This window comes from Mycolicibacterium komossense (assembly GCF_025822605.1).
GTDB classification, from domain to species: Bacteria; Actinomycetota; Actinomycetes; order Mycobacteriales; family Mycobacteriaceae; genus Mycobacterium; species Mycobacterium komossense.
Genome location: NZ_JACKTY010000018.1, coordinates 189,099 through 211,205 on the forward strand (window position 1 = coordinate 189,099; position 22,107 = coordinate 211,205).

Below are 22,107 nucleotides of genomic sequence, written 5' to 3' on the forward strand. Positions count from 1 at the left end.
CTCTCGTGACCACCGCTTACACCACCGGTACCACCACACTGCCCTGGTCTACCCGACGCGACGCGCTGATCGGGTCCGTCATCGACTCCAGCACCTCGTTGCTGGCGCGCCAAAGCCACGATATCGTCCGATTCGCGATGGGAAGCCCTGCCGCAGAGGCGATCCCCGTCGATCTGCTGAGTGAGATCAACGGCCGCATCAGCGCCACGCACGGTGCCGACGTCCTCGACTACGCCGCCACCGAAGGTCATCCCCTGTTGCGGACCGCGCTGCTGGAATTTCTCGACACCACCGACGAGGCCACCGTCGACGAGCGGCTCATGATCACCTCAGGCGGGATGCAAGGACTGGACCTGGCCGGCAAGCTCTTCGTCGATCCCGGCGACCTGGTCATCGTGGAAGCCCCGACCTATACCAACGGCACCGCCACCATGCTGTCCTACGGCGCCGATATCGAGGAGGTCCCCACCGATCAGGACGGGATGGTTGTCGAACTGCTCCCCGAGATCGTCAAACGAGCCGGCCGCACACCCAAGGCCATCTACGTCATCCCGAACTTCCAGAATCCGTCGGGAACCACCCTGTCGTTGGCCCGCCGGACCCAGCTGATCGAGCTGGCACGGCAATGGAATTGCATCATCATCGACGACGATCCTTACGGGCTCTTGAGATTCGAAGGTCAACCGCTGCCCAGTCTGCGAGCCCTCGGCGAGGGTGACCCACTGATCTTCTCGGTACGCACCTTCTCCAAGGTCCTCGCACCGGGACTACGAGTCGGATGGGTCGACGCCGACCCCCGCATCGTCGAGAAGATGATCGCCGCAAAGCAGGCCATGGATACCTGTACGAATCTGCCCGGCCAACTCGTCGTCGCCGACTTCCTGACCGGAGGTCACCTGCCGGCGCACCTCGACCGACTGCGCGACCTCTACCGCACCCGCAAGCGAGCGATGCAGGACCAGCTGACCCACCATCTGTCCGACAAGGCGACGTGGACCGACCCGGCAGGAGGCTTCTTCCTCTGGCTGACCGTGCCGGGTATCGACACCTCCACGCTGTTCGAAACCGGGCTCGCCGGAGGCGTCGCCTTCATTCCCGGTCGCGCGTTATCGGCCGGCGGCAACTTCGGCGACGCGCTGCGCCTGTGCTTCGCCTCCACAGCGCCCGAGCGCACAGCGGTGGGAATTCAGCGGCTCGCCACCAGCATCGAGGCACTGTCAGTTGGCACGCGGACCTAGAGTGCCGAATTCAGTCGCCGGACGCGCATGCTGATGTCCAGCATCAGCCGGTCGTCATGGGAATCGAGATCACGTTTGGTCAGCTCCTCGATCCGGGTGAGCCGGTAGATCAACGAGTGCCGGTTCAGATGCAGCCGCCGCGCCGCCGAGGACACGTTGCCATTCTCCGCAAGGTAGACCGCCAGCGTGCCCAACAGATCGGAACCCCGTTCGCCGTCGGCCCGTTCCAACGGCGTGACGGCCTCTCGAGCGAGGTTGATGGCCACCGGGTCGGATGCCAACGCGCTCAACAACATGAACGGCCCTAGATCATCGGCCCGTCCCAACCTGCCAGGCCCCACCGTGGCCCGCGTCACCGCGACCGCGGTGCGCGCCTGCGCGGCGGCTTCGAACAGATCCCCCAGATGGTGAACGCCGCCGGCGAGGCCCCACGACACACGGTCGGAGAACTGCGAGAGTGCGGGTTCATCGAGCAACGAGGCCAAATCGGGTTCACGGTGATCCAGGCAAACCAAGATCTCACTCTCGCGGTGGGTGGCCACACTGGCCGGGTACTGCAAGCGCATACGCACCCGCCGAGTCAGGTCGGCGGCAACGTTGATGCTGGCGGTGCCGTCATCAGAGGCCTCCACCAGGCCGAGCGCCACCTGAAGCCGGGCATTCGACGGATACCCCAACAAGGCCGATCGAGCGGCAAGTTCGTCGGTCCCAATCGCCTCGGAACCAGTTGCCCACCACATGAACTGGCCCCTGGCGCGAGAGCCGAACTCTTCGGCCGCCTCCTGACGCAACAACTCGATCGCGCACGCCGTCGCCCCATGGCGCACCGCTTCGTCAACACCGTCCGCGGCGACCGCTCCCCCGCCTCCGTGATCGACCACGACTACCCAACCCAACGTCTGCCGGCGACCGACGATCGCCGCGACGATGAACGACCCATCTGCGACGTCGATCCGTCGGGGCGAGGAAGGCGGCGAGTGATTCATCCGGGACCGCAAGGGATCTAAGGGATTTGGCCCTCCTGGCGGGGCAATGGTGAGGTCTGCTGCAAGGGGACCCTGCCCGATCACCGCGCCGCTCACGTCCAGGATGAGCGACGGCATTGCCGTGACACCCTCCAAGGCATGCGCGATCCCCTCCACGCCGCCGGTCTCCAGAAGCGCACGGGTGAACGCCGATGGCAGGTCGTCACCGGCCCGACCGGAGTGCGACCGCTGGACGTAGAGCAGGTCGATCAGCACCCGGGAAATATCGGAGAACCGCACCTCCCAGGGAATGGCCAACAACACCACCCCATGACGGCGTGCGCAGTCCTGCACGGCCGGCGGCACCACCGGATGATGCGCACCCACCCCGACGCTCAAGCACACCGCTGCCGCACCCGCGTGGGCGCTCTGCTCGACAAGAGCTTCCAGTTGTTCTGCGTCGCAGCCCATCCCGGTCGTCAAAACGAAATCACCTGGCGACACGAAGTTCTCAATCGGCCACTCGATGACCGACACCCACGTCACGGCCACGTCAAGACGATCCTGGCCTGTCACCACCACGACTGGGGCGAGCACGCTCGCGCTCAAACACGATGCGACGGTCAAAATTGCCCGCGCGTCGCCACTCGGCCCGCGATCGTCAGCCATACAGTCCCCTTGCGTCTGAGACTTCAAGGGTAATGCCCACCGCGCAGGATCGGTGCACACTGCGGACAATGCCAGGCCGACATCCGGATACCCACGACGACACGGAACATGCCGGGGGAGAGCCGATTACGGGGCCCATCGACACCCACGATGGCCCACACCATGAAGATCCTTCATCAGACGAGACAAAAGCACCCCGGTGGCGACGAGTCTTCGGCGTGTCATGCCCTGGAACGAATATTCGTCGCTTGCGGGTGTGAGGCACACGGCCCGCCCGACGACGAGCTCATCGGCAGGTCGGGTCTAGCTGGTCTACTTGCTCTTGCGCTTGGCCTCTCGCAGCGCCAACCAGAATTTGGCGGCCTCACGGATCGAATCCTCGACTGGCATTGGCTGCCAGCCGAGTTCACGCTTGGCCTTGGAGCAGTCCACGTCGGCCTCGGCCCGCATCAACCGGACCGACTGAAGAGTGAGCCGCTCGTCGGTGCCCTTGAACCGAGCCTTCAGCGTGCCCAGCGCGCCCATGCCGTACAGCAGAGGCACGGGGACCGAACGCTTGGGCGGCGCCACCCCGACCTCGTCGGCGGCGATCCGCACCACCTCGCGATTGCTGATCATTCGCTCGGAGATCAGATAGCGCTCCCCGACGGTTCCGCGTTCGGCGGCCAGGATCATCGCCCGCGCGGCGTCCGCGACACCGACCGCTTCCAGCGAGATCCCGTCCAGCACGAACGGCATCTTCCCGAACACCGTGCCCGCGATCAGGGCGCCGTGCGGCGTCATCCCGTAGTCGCCGGGGCCGTAGGTGGTGGACACACACATCGCGACGGCGGGCAGACCACGCTCTTTCGCAGCGGCCAGGACGAGATCCTCGGCCTGGATCCGGGACTGCACATACGCCGTCAGATGCCTGCGGTCGATCTGGTCGGCCTCGGTGGCGACTCGGCCACGCTTGCGCCCGACCGTCGAATAGCTGCTGGTGAAGACGAATTTCTTCAGGCTGCCTGTGGCGGCCAGTTGGCTGGCCACGTCGAGCACCCCACGGAGTCCCTCGACATTGGTGTGGAACAGCGGACCGGTGTCGCGCAACCACGCGCGGGTGTCCACCACGCAGTAATAGACGACATCGCAGCCGTCCATCGCCTCCCGCACGGTGTCCAGATCGAAAATGTCGCCGACGAAGCGGGTGACGTCGAGGTCGTCGATGCTGACGGTGTTCGCGCCGGACCGCACCATCACTCGCACCTCGGCGCCATCGGCGACGAGCTGGCGGGTGACGTGCGAGCCGAGGTAGCCGTTGGCGCCTATCACAAGTTTCGGAGGATTGCTCATGACGTCTTCTTGTCTCCGTACTGCTTCATCCAGGCCTCGGCCTCGGCGTCGAGGGTGCCGAGTTCGGCTGCCTTGCGGCACCATTTGAGCGTCGCCTTCACGAAGCGCAGCGGGTTGTAGACGTCCTCCTGCCGGCTCCACTTGCCGTCGCCGGCGTAGGTGACGATCGAGATGTTCGTGGCGCTGATAATGGTGCCGTCACCAGGATCTCGCATCGGGTTGTCCAGCTCGCAGATGACGCGACCGGTCGGTTCGTCGATCACGGTCCACAGCGACGGGAACGCCGTCATGTAGCTGCCGGGGAACACCGTCATGGTCCGGTATATCCACTCGCGGACCTCGTCGCGGCCGTGCATGGTGCCCGCCGCGTGCTCCACGTAGGTGATGTCGTCGGTGTAGTGCGCCACCCATGCATCCCAGTCCTGGGTCTTGGCGGCCCGGTCGACCGTCTGCTCGAAAGTCTGAAAGGCTGCCGCCAGTTCGTCGTGGGTAAAGGCCTTCGGGGATGCAGAAGTGCGAGTCACAGTTAAAAACTAGAACACGTTCTATCTACGTTTGTCGAGAATCGACAGCGGACCATCGATCAGGGGCCGGGCGAGCGGCGGCGGTTCTTGCCCTTTGCCTCATAGAGCTCGGAGTCGGCGCGGCCGTACAGCTCTGCGATATCCGCGCTGTCACCGGCTGCCGACGCGGTCCCGATACTGGTGTCGGGCGTGTGCAGTCGGATACCTCCCACGAATTTCTCCGCGACAGTGGGCTCGCGGCCGGCTCGATCCGAAATGCAGGCGGCGAACTCGTCACCGCCGAGTCTGGCCACCACCGCGCCCGCCGGCGCGATACTGCGCCAGCTCTTGGCGTGCTCGATCAGATGCTCGTCACCTGCGAGATGTCCACGGGTGTCGTTGATCTGCTTGAAGTCGTCGATGTCCAGGACGACCACCGTGACGGTCCATTGCGCCGAGCGGGACCGCGCGAGCAGATCCGCCGTGGCGAGTTCCCAGCCGGCTCGGTTGAGGAGACCCGTCAAGGGATCGGTACACGCGGCGGCCACCAGCGCCCGCGTCACCAGCCCGAACGTTTCGGCGGCGCCGACGATAGCGACCGCGAAGATGAAGTAGTCGATCGACAACTTCGGTGCCGGTGCGACGGCCAGCGCGAGCACCGTTGCGGCGGTGAGCACACCCACCAGAATCACGCCACGGCGAGGCGGGTTGAACGCGCGCAGATACATCGCCAGGAACATCGGCGCGAGCAGGCAGGCGAACTCGGCCATGATCGCGCGGTGGAAGGCCATCACGATCGGCGTGGCGGCCATGGCCGCGATCGTTGCCGGGGCGAGTTGGTCGGGCCGGACCGCAAGCCAGGCCAGCGCCGCAAGCCCCAGACCGATCGCCGCGACGCCCCCCGTCGGATTCGAATACGTCAGATCGTGGCGGACCGGAAAGAAAGTGAACACCACGCCGTAGACGAACAGAAAAGTCGTGGCGCCCAGAAAGATCCGGAGCAGGCGGACTTGCTGACGCCCGTAGACGCCGCGGCCTGCGTCGGTACGCAGCCGCAATCGATGACGGCGAGCGCTCCGTCTTGGACCCATCCGCCAACTCCCCTGCCCCGGTGCGGTGTTGCCGACGATGGGCCAATTCTGGCACTCGGGGATTCGGCGGCGCGCGCCAGGTCGGTCGAGAATCGGGACTCTACAGATCCAGCACCAGATCGTCGGTGGGGGCAGCGCAGCAAATCAACACCTCACCGGCCGGCGGTAGCTCGAGCGGTTCCGTCATGTAGGCCGTATCGCCCGACAGCACCGCCGTCGAACAGGTGTGACAGACGCCGGTGCGACATGACCACCGCGTCGGCACATCGCACGCCTCTGCCAGCTCAAGGATGGTCCGTTGCTGCGGCGCCCAGTGGACGCCCAACCCCGACCTGGCGAACGTGACAAGCGGCCCCGCACCGGGCGGACCCGGGGGCTGATGCGGTTCGGGATGATCCGCCGCGAGCACGCCAGGGTTGATGGCCGACCGAGCGCCGAAAATCTCGCTGTGAATCGCGGTCGGTGCCATTCCCAGCGAGATCAGTGCCGCCGTCATGTCGGTCATGAACGCGTCCGGTCCACAGAGGTACGCCGACGCGATCGACGGAAGGCCAAGGGCGCCAAGCGCAGTGGCGTCGGGGCGCGACTCGGTGGCAGTGTGGAACGTTCGCTCGTGGCCGTCGGACAACCGGGCGATCAGGCCATGCGCCTCGGCAGCGAAGACGTGGAGTTGCTCGTCGCGTGCGACGTGGATCCACCACACCTGCCGGGCGCTGGCCGCCGCGGCGAGGTGGGCCAGCATCGCCAGCACCGGCGTGGCACCGATACCCGCCGACACCAACAGCACCGGCTCGTCACCGTCATCGAGAACGAATTCGCCTCGCGGCGAAGCAATTTCGATCGCCCCGCCGACGGCTACGGTCTGGTGCAGATATCGGCTGACCGCACCGTGCGGTTCCTGCTTGACGCTGATCCGGTATTCACCCGGGCGCCAGCCGGAGATCGAATAGCTGCGGACCTCACGCCGATCACCGATAGGCACCCGCACGGTCAGATACTGGCCCGGCACCGGGGGTGTGGAGACGTCGCCGCGCAGGTAGATCGACGTGACGTCGGCCGTCTCCACCTGCACCCGGCTGACCCGGAACAGCCGGAATCCCGGCCACCCCGTCGGGACCGGGGCAGGAGCCAACAGTTCCAGGAAAGACTGCCGCCAGCCTTGGCTCAGCGCCGGAATGGCCGCGGCGACCGCCAGCCGGGCAGGATCCCGGTTGGGCAGGTACAGCAGCGCGTCCGCCTCGGCGACACTCACCTGCCCCTCCCCGGAATGGGTTTTCACGATGTCGTCACCGGGCGCGACGAGACCTTCGGTGATCACCCGAAAGTAGAAGCCGGGCCGATGGTGCGCGACCACCAGCGCCGGCATCCGCGGCTCGGCCATCCGCATCCCGAGCCGGAAGCACGTCACACGCGGTTGGGTGACTTCGAACAGTGCCTCGCCGATCTGATAGCGATCACCGATGCACACCGTGTCGTCGGTCAAGCCATCGACGGTGAAGTTCTCGCCGAACTGCCCGGTCTCGATGGCTGATCGGCCGAGAAACTCCTGCCAGTAGCGGTACGAGTCGAGTTGGTAGACGAAGACGGCGCGGTGTTCGCCGCCATGCCCGTGCAGATCACCCTGCCCGTCACCGTCGATGTTGAGCCTGCGGACCATCCGCGGGCCGTCCACCGGTGTTTTCCACACGCTGGTGAACACGATCTCGTCGTTCCAGGGCACGTTCTTGGGCAGCCCCACGTTGACTGAGTGCAAGGTCGGCACACTCTCGATTGTGGTCCATCGGGGCGCGTCTGACATGGGATTATCTGCACCTCAGTTGAGGTTGTTCCAGGCACAATCCAGGAAGGGCCCGATGGCATACCCCAATCAGAAACCGGCATACAACAAGAACCCGGCGGCTGTGAGCGCACTGTCGCCCGAGCAGTACCAGGTCACCCAGAAGAACGGCACTGAGCGGCCGTTCACCGGTGAGTACTGGGACAACCACGAGCCAGGCATCTACGTCGACGTGGTCTCCGGCGAGCCGCTGTTCGCCTCCACCGACAAATTCGAGAGCGGCTCGGGCTGGCCCAGTTTCACCCGGCCGATCTCAACCGAGAACGTGATCTCCAAGCGCGACTTCAGTCATCTGATGCTGCGCACCGAGGTGCGGTCCGCGCACGGCGACAGCCACCTGGGCCACGTCTTCAACGACGGACCGAAATCCGAGGGCGGGTTGCGCTACTGCATCAACTCGGCTTCGCTGAAGTTCATCCATCGCGATGACCTCGCGGCGCAGGGCTACGGCGAGTACCAGCCCCTGTTCGAGAAGGCCACGCAGACCAAGGAGGACAAGTGAGCGACTATCAGAAGGCGATCCTGGCGGGCGGCTGCTTCTGGGGCATGCAAGATCTGATCCGCAAGCAACCCGGCATCGTGTCCACCCGGGTCGGGTACACCGGCGGCCAGAACGCCAACCCCACCTACCGCAATCACCCCGGCCATGCCGAGGCCATCGAGATCACCTACGACCCGGCCCAGACCGATTTCCGGAATATCCTGGAGTTCTTCTTCCAGATCCACGACCCGTCGACGAAGAATCGGCAGGGCAACGACGTCGGCAGCAGCTACCGATCGGCGATCTTCTATCTCGACGACGAGCAGAAGCGCGTTGCGCTGGACACCATCGCCGATGTCGACGCCTCCGGCCTGTGGCCGGGCAAGGTGGTCACCGAGGTGACGCCGGCCAGTGACTTCTGGTTGGCCGAACCGGAGCACCAGGACTATCTCGAGCACTACCCGAACGGCTATACCTGCCACTTCCCCAGGGCCGGTTGGAAGCTACCGAAGCGAGCGCGCGTCTAGTTCCCGCTGGTGGGCGCGTTTCGTCGACACCCGACGACGCGCCCGCCTTCTTCGGCGTGAACGCCATTTTTTCACCCGGCGCGGCTGCTATCGCAATGGTGAAGTGACGCAACACCGTTCGTAGGACGACGTCCATCACCATATAGGCGAAGCCGGCACCGATACCGCGACGTGTAACACAGCCGAATAGCCTTGCGTAACCCGCCATGACGCGTCGGCCGGAGAAGTCGATCACCGGCCGGTTGCGCTGGGTCGCGAAAATGGTTATCTGACAGTCCTTTTCGACGGAGCCGCCACCATCGGCGCGCCCTGCAGGCCGAGCAGCAAGCCGGTCAGCGTGTGGGCCTCTCGCCGAGCCACGGCAGCTCCCCCCGCCTATCCGCAACTGGAAGCTCCGCCGGAGGTGCCCCCGGTGGCCTAAGCGAGCATCACTAGTTCGCCGTGTGGCTCGCCGCGAACCAGCCGGGCGTTGCCGGCAAGGTGGGTTCCAGTCAACGTCGCAACCACGATGCCGGTCGCCAGGCGGGTCTTGCCGGTTCCCGCGATAATGGTCGAAGCCGCTCTCCTCCAACGACTTTCGAGGAGGAGGAACCGGGTATGCAGGATCTGATCCGCAACCAACCCGGCATCGTGTCGACCCGGGTCGGGTACACCGGCGGCCAGAACGCCCAATAGAAGCCAATAGAAGCCAGCCGGTAGTCAGTCAGTAAGGCACGTATCACGAGTCGCGCTGCGCCCATTGGGCCAGTGCGATTTCTGTCGTTATGTGGTCGAGCGCCCACGTCGTCGCACCGCGCAGGGACCCGTCGTCGCCGTGATCGCCGTCGCGAACCGGTGGTGCCGATGATTTCCGGAAGGCCATCAGCCCGTCGCGGTAGGCGTCGGAAAAGGCCTGCGGGGCCGCCGCCCGGAACGGCACGGCCAGGCCGCTGAGGGTCACGACATCGGGATCGTGCAGATTCACCAGCCCTCCGATGCCGGCGCCGAGCGCCGAGGCGACGGACTCCAGCGCCGTGCGCGTGTCACCGACAGCGGCTCGACCCAGCACGTCATGGGCGTAGCCGACGGGGTCATCGGGCGGCGGATCGCCGAGGTGACGAGCCACGGCCCTGCCGTCGATCGACAGATCCCAGCAGCCCCGTGCACCGCACGGACAGACCATCGCGCGGTCGCCGAACGGCACGTGGCCGTATTCGCCCGCGGCGCCGTGCGCGCCGGTGACCGGCTCACCATTGACCACCAGCGTGCCGCCGAGGCCGACCGCGACGAGCACGTGCAGTGCGGTGCCGGCGCCGCGGGCGGCGCCCGTGCGGGCCTCGGCCAGACCGGCCAGCGTCGCATCGTTGCCCAGCAGCAACGGGATATCCGCGGCGCCGCCGGGCAGCTCTGCCGTCAAGACCGACAGGTCGACGTCGGTCCAGCCCCTGGTGGTGAACTGCACCAACCGGGCGTCACTGACGGTGCCCGCCACCGATACCGCGACGGCCCGGATCCGGCCCGCCTGCCGGGCTCGGACGGCCGCGATCGCCGCCGCCATGTCCGCCAGCAGCTGCTGCTGGCTGCCGCCGGCATGGCGGGCCTGCGCCACGATCGCGAGTTGGCCGTCGAGCCCGGCGAGCGCCAGCCGCCAGTCCCCGGCCCGCAGTTCGGCTGCCAGCACCTGCGGCCCGTCCGGATGAGCACCGAGGATGGTCGTCGGCCTTCCGCGGCCCGCGGCGGGCGCCGGGGTCTCGTCGAGCAGCCGCGCCTTGCGCAATCGAGCGACCAGATCGGCCGCGCCGCCGGTGCTGATCCCCAGCTGCCCCGCCGCCGCGGCCCTGGTGATCCCCGGCTCGGCACGAGCTAGCGCGATGAGCTGGGCAGCACCGAACCAGCGCTGTTGCGCCGCAGACGGGGAGTCCTGGTTTTCGCGGGTCATCTCAGTCAGTCATATTCTCACTTGTTTAAACTCGATCACTGAGTATATTCATGGCAGTGACATCACCGAGTTCGACGACACTGGTCGACCCTGTGCACGGCGGTCTGCGCCAGCATCGAGCCGGACTGCTGTCCCTGGCGATGGCGTCGTGCCTGGCGGTCACGACGGAGATGCTCCCGGTCGGACTCCTGCCGGCGATCGGGCAGTCGTTCCGGATCACGGACTCGGTCACCGGGCTTCTGGTGAGCCTCTACGCCGTCATGGTCGCGTCGTTGGCCGTTCCCCTGACCGTGGCCACCGCCAGGTTCGCGCGCAAGCCACTGCTGCTGGCAACCGTGCTCTGCTACGCGATCAGCAATGTGATCGTCGCCCTGGCTCCCACCTTCGCCGTGCTGGCCGCCGGACGGGCCATCGGCGGGACCACGCACGCCCTGTTCTTCTCCCTCTGCATCGGCTACGTGCCACGCCTGGTCACCGGCGCGCAGGTCGGGCGGGCGCTGGCCATCGCGACCGGTGGAGCCACCGCGGGCTTCATCGTCGGTGTCCCGCTGGCCACCTCGCTCGGGACCGCGCTGGGCTGGCGGGTCTCCTTCACCGGACTGGCTGCCCTTTCGTTGCTCACCCTGGCCCTCGTCGCGAAACTGCTACCACCGGTCAGCAACGAGGCGCCCGTGCGACCAGTGCAAAACCACAGCGGTCGTGCCGCTTTGACGGCGGTCGTGGCATCCAACTCGCTGACTTACCTCGGCCAGTTCACGCTGTACACGTTTGTCAGCGTGCTGTTCCTGGCGGCGGGCGCCCGCCCGGCGTTCGTCGGTCCGCTGCTGCTGTTGTGCGGTGTCTGCGGGTTGGCCGGACTGGCTTATGCCGCAAAGAATTTGGACCGTCGACCGCGACGCACCATGGGTGTCGGCCTGGGCTTGAGCATCGTGGCGATCCTCGTCCTGGGCGCCGGATTTCCGCTGCTCGTGCCGGTGATCGTCGCGGCGGCGATCTGGAACGGCGTGTTCGGCGGCGTTCCGTCGATCTACCAGGCCTGCGCGGTGCGCACCCATGCGGTGGCCCCGGAGCTGGCCGGCGCCTGGGTCAACGCGAGTGCCAACTTCGGGATCGCCGGCGGAGCTGCGATCGGTGCAGCGTTGCTCCCGCTCACCGGTCTGAGCGGGTTGCCGTGGGTCGCAGCGGCATTGATCGGTGCCGGCCTCGCGGTGAGTATGCTTGCGCGCCGGGCATTTCCGACACGGCCAGTCTAGTCAGCGCCTGCGCACAGTGACGCGGCCGCCCTTTTTCGGAGTGAATGCCACACCGCGCGAATGCCACTTCTCGTCCGGCTTCGATGTCGTCTCGATAGTGAAGTGCCGCAAAACCGTTCGCAATACGACGTCCATCTCCATATTCGCGAACGCCGCACCGACGCAGCGGCGGGTGCCGCCGCCGAACGGAATCCAGGCGAACGTGTTGGGTCGGTTACCGATGAAGCGCTGCGGGTCGAACTGATCCGGGTTCGGGAATTCATCAGTGTTGGAGTGCAACTGGCCGATGCTGACCATCACCGAATAGCCCTTCGGAATTCGCCACTGCCCCAGCTCGATCGACGGGGCGAGCACGTGGCGGCCGGCGAAGTCGATCACCGTGCGGGCCCGCTGCACTTCGAGAATCGTGGCCTGACGCAACTCGGCGCCATCGGTGTCGGCGTCGGCCTCCGCGACCAGATCCGCGAGCACCCGAGGGTGCCGCGAGAGGCGCTCGAAGGCCCACGCCAGCGTCGAGGCCGTCGTTTCGTGCCCCGCCGCCAACAACGTCAACAGCTCATCGGCAATCTCGCTGCGCGACATCGCCGAACCGTCCTCGTAGGTGCTGCGCAGGAATAGCGCCAACACATCGGTGCGCTCGTCGAGGCGGGGGTCTGCCGTGGCCTGCTCGATCAGGAAATCGATGACGGCGTTGTATTCGCGGCGGTAGTCCGCCAGCTTGCGCCACGGACTGAAGCGGCCGAAATCGCGCGTCGGCGTCGGCAGCACCACCAGTCGCGAACCCAGCGTCACCCACGGCGGGATGATCCGGCGCAGCTTCTCCAATTCGGCGCCGTCGGCACCGAAGATCGCCCGCAGGATGATGTTCAGGGTGATGCGCATCATCGGTTCGAGAGTCTCGAACTCGACACCCTGCGGCCAGGACGCCGTTTCCCGCAGCGTCTCCTCTTCGACGATTTTCTCGTAGTTCTTGATGCTCCTGCCGTGAAACGGCGGGGTGAGCAACTTACGCCGCTTGCGGTGATCGGCACCCTCGAGGGCGAATACCGATCCTGGGCCGAACACCCGGCTCAGGTTCGGCTGCAGATTGCCCAGATCGTCGGTGCTGGTGGTGAAGACCTGCTTGGCCATCGCCGGGTCGGTGACGATCACGACATTGCCGAAAACCGGGATCCGCAGCGTGAAAGCCCCGTCGTATTTCGGTGCCAGCAGCCGGGTCATCGGCCTGCGCAGCGCCACGAATGCGGCGGCCTGAAGCACCTTGGGAATCCGCGGCGAAGGCGGGACCTGCAATGGCAGATCCGTCTCCTGTCCGATGACGGTCTCGGTCATGTCGGTATCCCTCCCAGGCAGGGCGCGGTACCGCGTCGTACCGCCGGCTTCTGGAGTACGGTACTCCCTAGTACCAGGGCCGGGCAAGAGGCTGGCGGAATTGGAGGACGACGGCGGTGACCTCACCCGATACAGCCGAACGCCATGGCGCGACCGAGCCGGGCGGCACCGGGCACCCGTTTCGCGGCCGGCTGCTCGACGGGCTCGGCCAGTCCATTCGTGAGCGCGGTTACCGCGAGACCACCGTCGCCGACATCGTTCGGCACGCCAAGACCTCGAAGCGCACGTTCTACGGGCAGTTCGCCAGTAAGGACGATTGCCTGCTGGAACTACTCGATATCGACAACGACCGGATGATCGCCGATATCCGCGCCGCCGTGGACCCCGAAGCCGATTGGTATACCCAGGTCGAACAGGCCATCGATTCCTATGTCGGCACCATCGAATCGCGACCGCCCATCTGGCTGACCTGGATCCGGGAGTTTCCGGCCTTGGGCGAGGCCGCCCGATCCGTGCAACGCCGGGGCATGCAGCGGTTCACCGACATGTTGGTCGACCTGTCCGCCAACCCAGGATTCACGCGGGCCGACCTGCCGCCGATCAGCCGGCCGCTGGCCCTGATCCTGCTCGGCGGGTTGCGCGAGCTGACCGCCCTCACCCTCGAAGACGGCGGGGACATCCGCGGGATCGCGGGCACCGCGGTCGCCGCCTCGGCCGCCCTGTTGCGGTACGGACACCCGCAGTGAACGGCGGTAACTCAGGCCACGTGCCGCCAGATCTGAGGCTGGCAAATTGGCAGCTGCCGACACATCTGCACTGGGCGTTTCAACATCTCGCGGATTTCCTTCCGACAGCGGCAATTTCACGTGGTTCTGGTCCGGTGGCAGAACTCCGCCCAGCATCTCAACTCATCGCAGACATCCCACTCACCGATCAGACAGTCGGCCGGACCGTCGGCGCGGTGATGGCCACGACCGCCACCGACGGCTGGATCGTCACGCAGCACGGCAAGGTTCTGGCCGAGCAGTACTACGACGGGATGACCGCCGACACCGCACATCTGCTGATGTCGGTGAGCAAGTCTCTGGTGGCGACTGTCGTCGGAGCGCTCGACCACGCCGGCGTCCTCGACGTCGATGCCGAACTGACCACCTATGTGCCGGCCCTGGCCGACTCGGGATACGCGGGTGCGACAGTGCGCAATCTGCTCGATATGCGTTCGGGCATAGCGTTTTCCGAGGAGTACCTCGATCCGCTGGCACAGGTGCGACTGCTGGAGCAGGCGATCGGCTGGGCGCCGCGCACCGTGCCCGACTTGCCGTCGACCATGTACGACTACCTGCTGACCCTGCGACAGGAGTCGGCGCACGGCGGCCCGTTCCACTACCGCTCGTGCGAAACCGATGTGCTCGGCTGGATCTGCGAGGCCGCGTCCGGGGTGCGGATGCCCGAGCTGATGTCACAGCTGCTGTGGAGCAAGCTCGGCGCGCAGAGCGACGCGCTGATCGGCGTCGACTCAGTCGGCACCGGCATGTTCGACGGCGGCATCAACGCCTGTCTGCGCGACCTGGTTCGGTTCGGTTACCTGTATGCGGGCGACGGCGTCTCGCTGACGGGCCAGCAGGTGCTTCCCGAGCGCTGGATCGCCGACACCCGCGCCGGCGGAACCGATTCGCGCGCCGCCTTCGCAGCGAGCCCGGACAACTTCGGCATGCCCGGCGGCATGTACCGCAACAAGTTCTGGCTGCCATACCCCGGCGATAATGTGTTGCTGTGCATCGGCATTCACGGCCAGATGATCTACGTCAATCGGTCGGCGAACATGGTGGCCGCCAAGCTGTCGTCCTGGCCGTACCCGCAAGACGACGCCAAGCTTTTCCCGACCATTGCCGCCTTCGACGACGTCGCTGCCGCCATTTCTTGAGCCACGGCCAGTTCTCTACCGCCCCCGGGCCGGCAGTACGAACGCGACCGGCCGCGGAAAACCCACCCCGGTCAGCCGAGCGACACGGATCGCGTCAGCAGCCACCGTGCGTACCTCCCCGGACGACGGTTCGTAGCACTGGAATGCCTGGGTTCCCGCCACGCCGACCAGCAGCACCCAGTGGCGCGGGATGAATCGGCCGACCAGCATCGGCACCGGCCAGCCCAGCAGCACGGCCTCCCGGACGTCGAGCAGGCGATCGTGGCGGCGAACCAGCCGCCAGCGGTACCGCATCCCACCGCTGTGGCCGCTGATCGCCCGCGCCATTGCCGTGGGCGTCATACCCAGAAACCGCGGCCAGATCCGTCTCATCGCGCGATGAACCTGGCCCTGCTCGGCGGCGAACCAGCCCGCGGTCGACAGCTCGCTGCGGTAACCCGGGTCCAGCAGTGCACCGGCGACGATGGCGACGCTGGGACCGCAGGAGACCCCGTCGTGCTGGCGCAGCGGAATCGGCGGGAGCTCCATCACCGGTCAGGTTAGGCCGTATCGCGACGTTTCAGAGTGCGTCCGCTCGGCAACGCCGGAGAAGCGTCAGGCCATCTCCGGCGGGAAACCACCGGTGGCCACCGGTCCCCAGCGCCGCGGCGTGACCCGGATCAGGCACTTGCCCTGCTTGGCCATCGCCTCCCGGTACTCCGCCCAGTCCGGGTGTTCGCCGGCGATGGCTCGGTAGTAGTCGACCAGCGGCTCGACGGCGTCGGGCAGATCGATCACCTCGGCGTCGCCGTCGATCTGGACATAGGCTCCGTTGAATTCGTCGGACAGCACGAGCACGCTGGCGGTACCAGTTCGGCGGGCGTTGACGCTCTTGGCCCGCTGCGGGTAGCTCGAAATGACCAGCCGTCCTTGATCGTCGACGCCTCCGGTCACCGGTGAGCTCTGCGGACTGCCGTCTTTACGAAATGTGGTGAGCACCATGTTGTGTCGTGGGGTGACGAACGCCAACAGCTCGTCGAGCCCGACCCGATCCGCAGTCGCCAGCTTCCTTGCCATTCAACTCACTCTAGTGACGCACCAGCGGGAGCTACGCTCTCAAACATGCGACTGTCGACACGGAATCAGCTCACCGGCACCATCACCGACGTCACCCTCGGTTCGGTGATGGCCACCGTCAAGGTCAAGCTCGACGGCGGCGAACAGATCGTGACCGCCTCGATCACCAAGGACGCGGCGGAGGATCTCGGCCTGGTGGTGGGTCAGCCCGCCACGGTGCTGATCAAGTCCACCGAGGTGATGATCGGCGTCGAGTGATGGCGCCGATCATGCCTCACACCATGCGCGCCCAGCGTTTCTACTCCGCCACCAGGACCTACGCCGTAGAGGACGTGCCGGTCCCCGAACCAGGGCCCGGCGAAGTGCTGGTCAAGGTCGAGTTCTGCGGTATCTGCCATTCGGACCTCAGCCTGATCAACGGCACGTTCCCCGCGCAGCTGCCCGTCGTGACCCAAGGCCACGAGGCGTCGGGCACCGTCGCGAAGCTCGGGCCCGACGTCACCGGCTGGCGCGAAGGTGACCGCGTCATCCTGGCGGCCGGTAAACCGTGCCTGGACTGCCCGAACTGCCGACGAGCGGATTTCTCCAACTGCCTGCGGATTCGGTTGATGGCCTTCGCCTATGACGGCGGCTGGGCCGAGTACACCGTCGGCCAGGCCGCAAGCCTGACCCGGATTCCGGACAATGTGCCGTTCGAGCAGGCGGCGATTCTGGCCGATGCCGTGTCCACGCCGTTCGGTGCAGTGGTCCGGACCGGCAAAGTCGCAGTTGGCGAATCGGTCGGCGTGTGGGGTGTCGGCGGGATCGGCACCCACATCGTGCAGCTGGCCCGACTGGTGGGCGCGGCACCGATCATCGCCATCGACCTCAACCCCGCCGTCCGTGGTCGGGCCCTCGAGTTGGGCGCCGACTACGCGTTCGACTCCCGCGACGAGGCGTTGCAGGACAAGATCAGCGAGGCCACCGCCGGCCGCAAACTCGATGTCGCGTTCGACGCCGTCGGGCTGAAGGTCACCTTCGAGCAGGCGCTGGACAGCTTGACCGTCGGTGGCCGGCTGGTCGGAGTCGGAATGAGCGCCGAGACACCGACAATCGGGATGACGGCGATGTTCGGGCTGAGTAAGAAGCAAGTGCTCGGTCACCTCGGCTATCAGAACGTCGACATCGAAACCCTGGCGAACCTGGTGTCGCGGGGGCGTCTCGATCTGTCGCGGTCGATCAGCGCCGTCGTGCCGCTGGAGGACATCGCCCACGGCATCGAGATGCTGGAGAAGCAGGATGGCAATCCGATCCGAATCCTGGTGCGGCCCTAGCCGAGTCGACCGATGCCGCCGAGGAACGAGACGGTTGAGGAGCGAGGCAGTACCGCCGTAGCCGAGTCGACCGATGCCGCCGAGGAACGAGGCAGCACAACCCTAAACAACCGCCGAGCCCGCATCGCGCGGTAATCGGAGCGTCTCGACCAGGGTGAGCGCGAGCACCACGCCGAGCACGGCGAAGGTCACCGCGTAGGAGGTGAACAGGCTGAGCAGCACCGCGGCCACCGCGATGCCCAGGCCCGCGGCCAGTTCCTGCACGGCGGCGTTCAGCGTGTTGGCATGGGTGAGGTCGTCACCGTCGACCTCGGAGAATGCCAGGCTGTTGTAGGCGGTGAAACCGATGGAGCGAAGCGCGCCACTGACATAGAGGATCACCGCGATCAACCACACCGGCATGCCGGGTCCCAGCGTTGTCAGCAGGGCGAACCAGCCCACCGACAGCACCCCGTTGACCAGCAGCACCCGCCGGATCCCGAAACGGCGCATCAGCGGGGTCGTCGTGGGCTTGATCGTCAGGTTTCCCGCGAACAACGCGGCCACCATCAAGCCGGCCGCGAGCGGCGACCAGCCGAATTCCAGCTGAAACTGCAGCGGCAGCAGGAACGGCACGGCGGTGATCACCAACCGGTACAGCGATCCGGCGGACACCGTGATCCGCAACGTGCGCACCCGAAGCACACGCAACTGAACCAACGGCGACGGCGACGTCAGCAAGTGCCGCAGCGCGGCCGACGCTGCCACCACCGCGACCGCCGCCCACACTCCCAGCACCAGCCAGTCCGTGCCACTGACCCGGATGTACTCCAGACCGATCAGCGCTGCGGCGATCCCGACGCCAAGGCCCAGCATGCCGCGCCAGTCCAGTGGTCGCGTCGTCGGTGCCGGATCACCGCGGACCAGCTTGCGCGCCAACAGGAATCCGATGATGCCGATGGGGATGTTGACGATGAAGATCCAGCGCCACGAACCCACCGTCGCAATGCCGCCACCGATGACAGGCGCCAGCACCGGGGCCGCCAGCGCCGGCCAGGTGAGCAGTGCGATGACCCTGACCAGCTCGGATTTATCACTGAACCGCAGCACGGCAAGCCGGCCGACGGGCACCATCATCGCGCCGCCGATCCCCTGCATCACCCGCATCACCACGAGCACCGGCAGCGATACCGCCAGCGCACAGCCGATCGAGGCAAGCGTGAAGACGGCGATCGCCGCGATGAACACCCGCCGGATGCCGAACCGGTCGGCCATCCAGCCACTGGCGGGAATGAGTACCGCCACCGTGACGAGATAGGCCGAGATCGCGATGTTGACGTCGACGGCCTGGACACCGAACGAGTCGGCGATCCGCGGGATGGCGGGCGTGATGATGGTGGCGTCGAGGATTTCCATGAAGAACGCCCCCGCCACCAGCAGTGCCATTCCGCGTGGAAGCGACGCGCCTGGCGACGGGTTATCAGGTTGTGACATCGCTGCCAACCTAGCGCTTTAGCTGCTCAGACCCTTATTCACCACCGCACACAGCGGCCTTCCGGCAGGCTCACAGACCAGCCCCGGTTACGCGTGCCTCAATAGATCATGTGACAACTGGGTTAACGAACACGGCGGTGAACCCGCCCCGGGCGACCGAGGCCAGCGACGACGATCACCCCCGGGGGGCGGCCGCACCGGCCTCCCGCTGGGATCGCATCGGGCTGGCCGTGCTGCTGATCGCCACAGCGACGTTGTACCTGTGGAACATCACCGTCAACGGCATGGGGAACCAGTTCTACGCAGGCGCCGCCTGGGCGGGCTCGAAGAACTGGGAGGCGCTGCTCTTCGGTTCGCTTGACCCGGCGAACTTCATCACCGTCGACAAGCCACCGGTCTCGCAGTGGGTGATGGGCCTGTCCGGGCAGCTGTTCGGTTTCAGCAGCGCCAGCATGCTGATTCCGCAGGCGCTGATGGCAGTAGCGTCCGTTGCGCTGCTGTATGCCGCCGTCGCCCGGATCAGCGGACGCAATGCCGCGCTGCTCGCCGGGGCGGCATTGGCCCTGACACCGGTGGCCGCGTTGATGTTCCGTTTCAACAATCCCGACGCCGCCATGGTGCTGCTGATGATGCTGGCCGCCTACTGCACGGTCCGCGCTCTCCAGCGCGGTAGCGCCACGTGGATGGCGCTGGCCGGTGCGGCACTCGGCTTTGCGTTCCTGGCCAAGATGCTCGAAGGCCTGATGGTCATGCCGGCGATCGGCCTGGCCTATCTGGTAGCCGCACCGGTTCCGGTGCGACGACGGTTGCTGCACCTGTTGGGCGCCTTGGTCACGTTCCTTGTCTCGTCGGGCTGGTTCGTGGTGTTGACGCTGCTGTGGCCGGCGTCGTCGCGCCCCTATATCGCCGGCTCGACCGACAACAACTTCATGAACCTGGTGCTGGGCTACAACGGTTTCGCCAGGGTGCTCGGCCGCAACCACATGGGTCCCGGCAGTTGGTCGCAGGGCCAGATTGGCGCGATGGTGGTCGATCAAGAGCAATACAACCCCGGCGGCGGACACGGGTTCGCCGGTTTCGGCTCGCAGAGCGAGGGGGTGACCCGGTTGTTCTCCGGCGAATTCGCCTTCGAGATCGGCTGGTTGGTACCCGCGGCGCTGCTTGCCTTGGTGCTGGTGCTGATCTCCCGGGGTCGTGCGCCGCGAACCGACATGGTGCGGGCGGGGGCGATCCTGTTCGGCGGTTGGCTGCTGGTCGACGGCGTGGTGCTGAGTTACATGCACGGCATGATCCACCCGTATTACAGTCTGTCACTGGCACCCGCAGTGGCGGGCATGTTCGCGATCGGTGTGCGCGAGATGTGGGAATGTCGCGAATCCCGTTACGGCCGAGCCGGTCTGGTGGCACTGGTGTTGACGACCGGAGTCTGGGGTTGGTTGACCCTGAACCACAACAGCGAGTGGATGCCGGCGTTGCGGTGGACGATCCTCCTGGTCACCGTCGTGGCCGCACTGGCGCTGCTGCCGGTGTCGACGCTGCGCAATCGACGACGGGTCACCCTGGGCGCGGTTGCTTTCGGCCTGGTGGCGGCGCTGGCTGGACCTGCCGCGTATGCGGTGGTTACCATCGGTCAGCCACATCAGGGGGGCGGCCCCACCGTGGGCCCCGCCGAGGCCGACCACTCCCCCGGCGGCTGGGGCCAGTCCCCGGACAACCCCCAGCTGGATTCATTGCTGCGGGGAACGCACAGCACCTGGTCGGCTGCCACCGCTGGCTCGTCGGCGGCCGCCGCCCTCGAATTGTCCACCGAGACTTCGGTCATGGCAGTCGGCGGGTTCACTGGTCAAGACCCGGTGCCGACGCTGGACGAGTTCAAACAGGATGTCGCACAGCACCGGGTGAGTTACTTCGTCGTGCGCAAGGGCGGTCGAGGCGCCGGCCCCGGCGGGCGTGGACACTCGGACATCACCGACTGGGTCACCGCGACGTTCAGCCCGATCGACACCGACGGTGCGACGGCCTACGACCTGTCCAAGCCCAAGTAGCTGTCCGCCGGAGAGCAGGTACGTCTCGTCGCGTCACCGCACCTCATTAAGTGCTAATCACTCTATGGCAGTGCTAATTTCACGATCTTGCGAACCACCGAAGCGAACTGCTTGGGCAACGGGCCGGTGTTGTAGGGCACGCCGTAGCGCTTGCAGATCGCCTGCACTTCTTCGGCGATCTCCGCATGCCGGAACGCGGGGATATCCGGGAACAGATGGTGTTCGATCTGGAAGGATAGGTTGCCGCTGAGCAGGTGGAACCACTTGCCGCCGGTGAGATTCGCCGAGCCGAGGATCTGCCGGAAATACCACATGCCGCGGCTCTCGTTCTCGGTTTCCTCGACACTGAATTCCTGTGTGCCGTCCGGGAAGTGGCCACAGAAGATGATCGCGTAGGACCAGACGTTGCGAACCAGGTTCGCGGTCATGTTGCCGGCGAACACCCATGGCGCGAAGGGTCCGGCCAGCAGCGGGAAGGCGACATAGTCTTTCAGCGTCTGCCGCTTGACCTTGTTCCAGATGCCCGCCAACGTCTCTTTCTTATCGGCGATGCTGATCTCCCCGGAGCGGATTCGCTCGGTCTCCAGCTCGTGCAGTGCGACACCGTACTGGAACAGCACCATCAGCAGAAACGCGTACACCGGGTTGCCCAAGAAGTAGGGCTTCCAACGCTGATCCTCGCTCATCCGCAGGATGCCGTAACCGATATCGCGATCCATACCGACGATATTCGTGTGCGTGTGGTGCATGTAGTTGTGCGAGTGCCGCCACTGGTCACCGGGGCAGGCCGAATCCCATTCGAAGTTACGCCCGGTGAGTGCAGGATCGCCCATCCAGTCGTATTGACCGTGCATGACGTTGTGGCCGATCTCCATGTTGTCCAGGATCTTTGACACCGCCAGCATGGCGGTGCCGGCGATCCAGGCCGGCGGCAGGACGCCGGCGAACAGCAGCCCGCGGCCGCCGACTTCGAGTGCACGTTGGGCCTTGATGACGCGGCGGATATAGGTGGCATCGCGCTCGCCCAGATCGGCGATCACCTTTTCCTTGAGCGCGTCGAGTTCCCGCCCGAATGCGTCGGCCATCTCGGGTGTCATCGTGACGGACTGGCCCGCAACTATTTTCGTGATGGTCCTGCGGTCATCTTTGG

Annotated in this window: 20 protein-coding genes and 1 pseudogene; 10 read left to right on the forward strand and 11 right to left on the reverse strand. The window is 66.1% G+C overall.

The features are described from left to right. The first annotated feature begins 5 nt into the window (after positions 1–5). On the forward strand, positions 6–1,238 hold the full coding sequence (locus H7J73_RS07140) for an aminotransferase-like domain-containing protein (protein ID WP_264066605.1): 1,233 nt from the start codon (positions 6–8) through the stop codon (positions 1,236–1,238). Here the strand turns inward: H7J73_RS07140 and H7J73_RS07145 are convergent. The 5 genes from H7J73_RS07145 to H7J73_RS07165 form a co-directional block, all read right to left on the reverse strand. Next, a complete protein-coding gene (locus tag H7J73_RS07145; RefSeq protein ID WP_494337794.1) occupies positions 1,235–2,800 on the reverse strand; it encodes a PucR family transcriptional regulator in 1,566 nt (521 codons plus the stop codon). The two genes, H7J73_RS07140 and H7J73_RS07145, sit on opposite strands and share 4 nt — an antisense overlap. Positions 2,801–3,184: 384 nt before the next feature. Beyond that, complete coding sequence (locus H7J73_RS07150) at positions 3,185–4,204, reverse strand: NAD-dependent epimerase/dehydratase family protein (protein WP_264066607.1); 1,020 nt, start codon at positions 4,202–4,204, stop codon at positions 3,185–3,187. Then, on the reverse strand, positions 4,201–4,728 hold the full coding sequence (locus H7J73_RS07155; protein ID WP_264066608.1) for a nuclear transport factor 2 family protein: 528 nt from the start codon (positions 4,726–4,728) through the stop codon (positions 4,201–4,203). Before H7J73_RS07155 ends, H7J73_RS07150 begins: the two co-directional genes overlap by 4 nt. A gap of 59 nt (positions 4,729–4,787) precedes the next feature. Next, the gene (locus H7J73_RS07160) at positions 4,788–5,765 is read right to left on the reverse strand and encodes a GGDEF domain-containing protein (RefSeq protein ID WP_308207397.1); all 978 of its coding nucleotides are present in this window, start codon (positions 5,763–5,765) and stop codon (positions 4,788–4,790) included. Positions 5,766–5,898: 133 nt separating this feature from the next. Continuing rightward, positions 5,899–7,560 (reverse strand): MOSC and FAD-binding oxidoreductase domain-containing protein, encoded by a 1,662-nt coding sequence (locus H7J73_RS07165; RefSeq protein ID WP_264066610.1) that lies wholly within the window; start codon positions 7,558–7,560, stop codon positions 5,899–5,901. 91 nt (positions 7,561–7,651) lie between these two features. On the opposite strand from H7J73_RS07165, the gene msrB reads away from it, so the two are divergent. The 3 genes and pseudogenes from msrB to H7J73_RS07185 all read left to right on the forward strand — a co-directional run. Continuing rightward, entirely contained in the window at positions 7,652–8,137 is a 486-nt protein-coding gene (gene msrB / locus H7J73_RS07170; protein ID WP_264066611.1) for a peptide-methionine (R)-S-oxide reductase MsrB, read from the forward strand. Continuing rightward, positions 8,134–8,643 carry a peptide-methionine (S)-S-oxide reductase MsrA gene (gene msrA, locus H7J73_RS07175; RefSeq protein ID WP_264066612.1) on the forward strand — a complete coding sequence of 170 codons (510 nt, stop codon included), beginning with the start codon at positions 8,134–8,136 and terminating at the stop codon, positions 8,641–8,643. The genes msrB and msrA overlap by 4 nt, the downstream gene beginning before the upstream one ends. A 597-nt stretch (positions 8,644–9,240) precedes the next feature. Further along, positions 9,241–9,309: pseudogene (locus tag H7J73_RS07185) on the forward strand (peptide-methionine (S)-S-oxide reductase MsrA); the annotation flags it as partial. 52 nt (positions 9,310–9,361) lie between these two features. Here H7J73_RS07185 and H7J73_RS07190 read toward each other — a convergent pair. Then, positions 9,362–10,561 carry an ROK family transcriptional regulator gene (locus H7J73_RS07190; protein ID WP_264066613.1) on the reverse strand — a complete coding sequence of 400 codons (1,200 nt, stop codon included), beginning with the start codon at positions 10,559–10,561 and terminating at the stop codon, positions 9,362–9,364. Positions 10,562–10,611: 50 nt separating this feature from the next. Between H7J73_RS07190 and H7J73_RS07195 the strand changes: the two genes are divergently transcribed. Then, positions 10,612–11,814 (forward strand): MFS transporter, encoded by a 1,203-nt coding sequence (locus H7J73_RS07195; RefSeq protein WP_435405437.1) that lies wholly within the window; start codon positions 10,612–10,614, stop codon positions 11,812–11,814. Here the strand turns inward: H7J73_RS07195 and H7J73_RS07200 are convergent, their stop codons facing one another. Then, positions 11,815–13,146: a cytochrome P450 gene (locus H7J73_RS07200; protein ID WP_264066614.1), complete on the reverse strand. Its 1,332-nt coding sequence runs from the start codon at positions 13,144–13,146 to the stop codon at positions 11,815–11,817. It abuts the gene before it with no gap. A 191-nt stretch (positions 13,147–13,337) separates the two neighbouring features. Here H7J73_RS07200 and H7J73_RS07205 point away from each other — a divergent pair, with 191 nt between their 5' ends. Both H7J73_RS07205 and H7J73_RS07210 read left to right on the forward strand, forming a co-directional pair. After that, positions 13,338–13,892: a TetR/AcrR family transcriptional regulator gene (locus H7J73_RS07205; protein ID WP_264066683.1), complete on the forward strand. Its 555-nt coding sequence runs from the start codon at positions 13,338–13,340 to the stop codon at positions 13,890–13,892. Next, positions 13,889–15,070, forward strand: a complete 1,182-nt coding sequence (locus H7J73_RS07210) for a serine hydrolase domain-containing protein (protein WP_435405438.1) — start codon at positions 13,889–13,891, stop codon at positions 15,068–15,070. Before H7J73_RS07205 ends, H7J73_RS07210 begins: the two co-directional genes overlap by 4 nt. Positions 15,071–15,085: 15 nt before the next feature. Here the strand turns inward: H7J73_RS07210 and H7J73_RS07215 are convergent, their stop codons facing one another. Both H7J73_RS07215 and H7J73_RS07220 read right to left on the reverse strand, forming a co-directional pair. Then, positions 15,086–15,598 carry a hypothetical protein gene (locus tag H7J73_RS07215; RefSeq protein ID WP_264066616.1) on the reverse strand — a complete coding sequence of 171 codons (513 nt, stop codon included), beginning with the start codon at positions 15,596–15,598 and terminating at the stop codon, positions 15,086–15,088. 66 nt (positions 15,599–15,664) lie between these two features. Then, positions 15,665–16,126, reverse strand: coding sequence for a PPOX class F420-dependent oxidoreductase (locus H7J73_RS07220; RefSeq protein WP_264066617.1), 462 nt, complete (start codon positions 16,124–16,126; stop codon positions 15,665–15,667). Between the two features lie 45 nt (positions 16,127–16,171). Here H7J73_RS07220 and H7J73_RS07225 point away from each other — a divergent pair, with 45 nt between their 5' ends. Beyond that, positions 16,172–16,384 carry a TOBE domain-containing protein gene (locus H7J73_RS07225; RefSeq protein ID WP_264066618.1) on the forward strand — a complete coding sequence of 71 codons (213 nt, stop codon included), beginning with the start codon at positions 16,172–16,174 and terminating at the stop codon, positions 16,382–16,384. Positions 16,385–16,395: 11 nt separating this feature from the next. Further along, the gene (locus H7J73_RS07230; protein WP_264066619.1) at positions 16,396–17,439 is read left to right on the forward strand and encodes a zinc-binding dehydrogenase; all 1,044 of its coding nucleotides are present in this window, start codon (positions 16,396–16,398) and stop codon (positions 17,437–17,439) included. A gap of 102 nt (positions 17,440–17,541) precedes the next feature. Here H7J73_RS07230 and H7J73_RS07235 read toward each other — a convergent pair whose 3' ends face one another. Then, the gene (locus H7J73_RS07235) at positions 17,542–18,864 is read right to left on the reverse strand and encodes an MFS transporter (RefSeq protein ID WP_264066684.1); all 1,323 of its coding nucleotides are present in this window, start codon (positions 18,862–18,864) and stop codon (positions 17,542–17,544) included. A gap of 185 nt (positions 18,865–19,049) precedes the next feature. Between H7J73_RS07235 and H7J73_RS07240 the strand changes: the two genes are divergently transcribed. Further along, a complete protein-coding gene (locus H7J73_RS07240; RefSeq protein ID WP_264066620.1) occupies positions 19,050–20,957 on the forward strand; it encodes an ArnT family glycosyltransferase in 1,908 nt (635 codons plus the stop codon). 62 nt (positions 20,958–21,019) lie between these two features. Here H7J73_RS07240 and H7J73_RS07245 read toward each other — a convergent pair whose 3' ends face one another. After that, on the reverse strand, positions 21,020–22,054 hold the full coding sequence (locus H7J73_RS07245) for a fatty acid desaturase family protein (protein ID WP_264066685.1): 1,035 nt from the start codon (positions 22,052–22,054) through the stop codon (positions 21,020–21,022). Between the last annotated feature and the right edge of the window lie 53 nt (positions 22,055–22,107).

Bases quoted from the DNA above. Each gene is read 5' to 3' on its own strand.
- H7J73_RS07150 (WP_264066607.1), bottom strand. From the start codon at position 4,204: ATGAGCAATCCTCCGAAACTTGTGATAGGCGCCAACGGCTACCTCGGC.
- msrB (WP_264066611.1), top strand. From the start codon at position 7,652: ATGGCATACCCCAATCAGAAACCGGCATACAACAAGAACCCGGCGGCT.
- H7J73_RS07190 (WP_264066613.1), bottom strand. From the start codon at position 10,561: ATGACCCGCGAAAACCAGGACTCCCCGTCTGCGGCGCAACAGCGCTGG.
- H7J73_RS07195 (WP_435405437.1), top strand. From the start codon at position 10,612: ATGGCAGTGACATCACCGAGTTCGACGACACTGGTCGACCCTGTGCAC.
- H7J73_RS07200 (WP_264066614.1), bottom strand. From the start codon at position 13,146: ATGACCGAGACCGTCATCGGACAGGAGACGGATCTGCCATTGCAGGTC.
- H7J73_RS07215 (WP_264066616.1), bottom strand. From the start codon at position 15,598: ATGGAGCTCCCGCCGATTCCGCTGCGCCAGCACGACGGGGTCTCCTGC.
- H7J73_RS07220 (WP_264066617.1), bottom strand. From the start codon at position 16,126: ATGGCAAGGAAGCTGGCGACTGCGGATCGGGTCGGGCTCGACGAGCTG.
- H7J73_RS07225 (WP_264066618.1), top strand. From the start codon at position 16,172: ATGCGACTGTCGACACGGAATCAGCTCACCGGCACCATCACCGACGTC.
- H7J73_RS07230 (WP_264066619.1), top strand. From the start codon at position 16,396: ATGCCTCACACCATGCGCGCCCAGCGTTTCTACTCCGCCACCAGGACC.
- H7J73_RS07235 (WP_264066684.1), bottom strand. From the start codon at position 18,864: ATGGCACTGCTGGTGGCGGGGGCGTTCTTCATGGAAATCCTCGACGCC.
- H7J73_RS07245 (WP_264066685.1), bottom strand. From the start codon at position 22,054: ATGACACCCGAGATGGCCGACGCATTCGGGCGGGAACTCGACGCGCTC.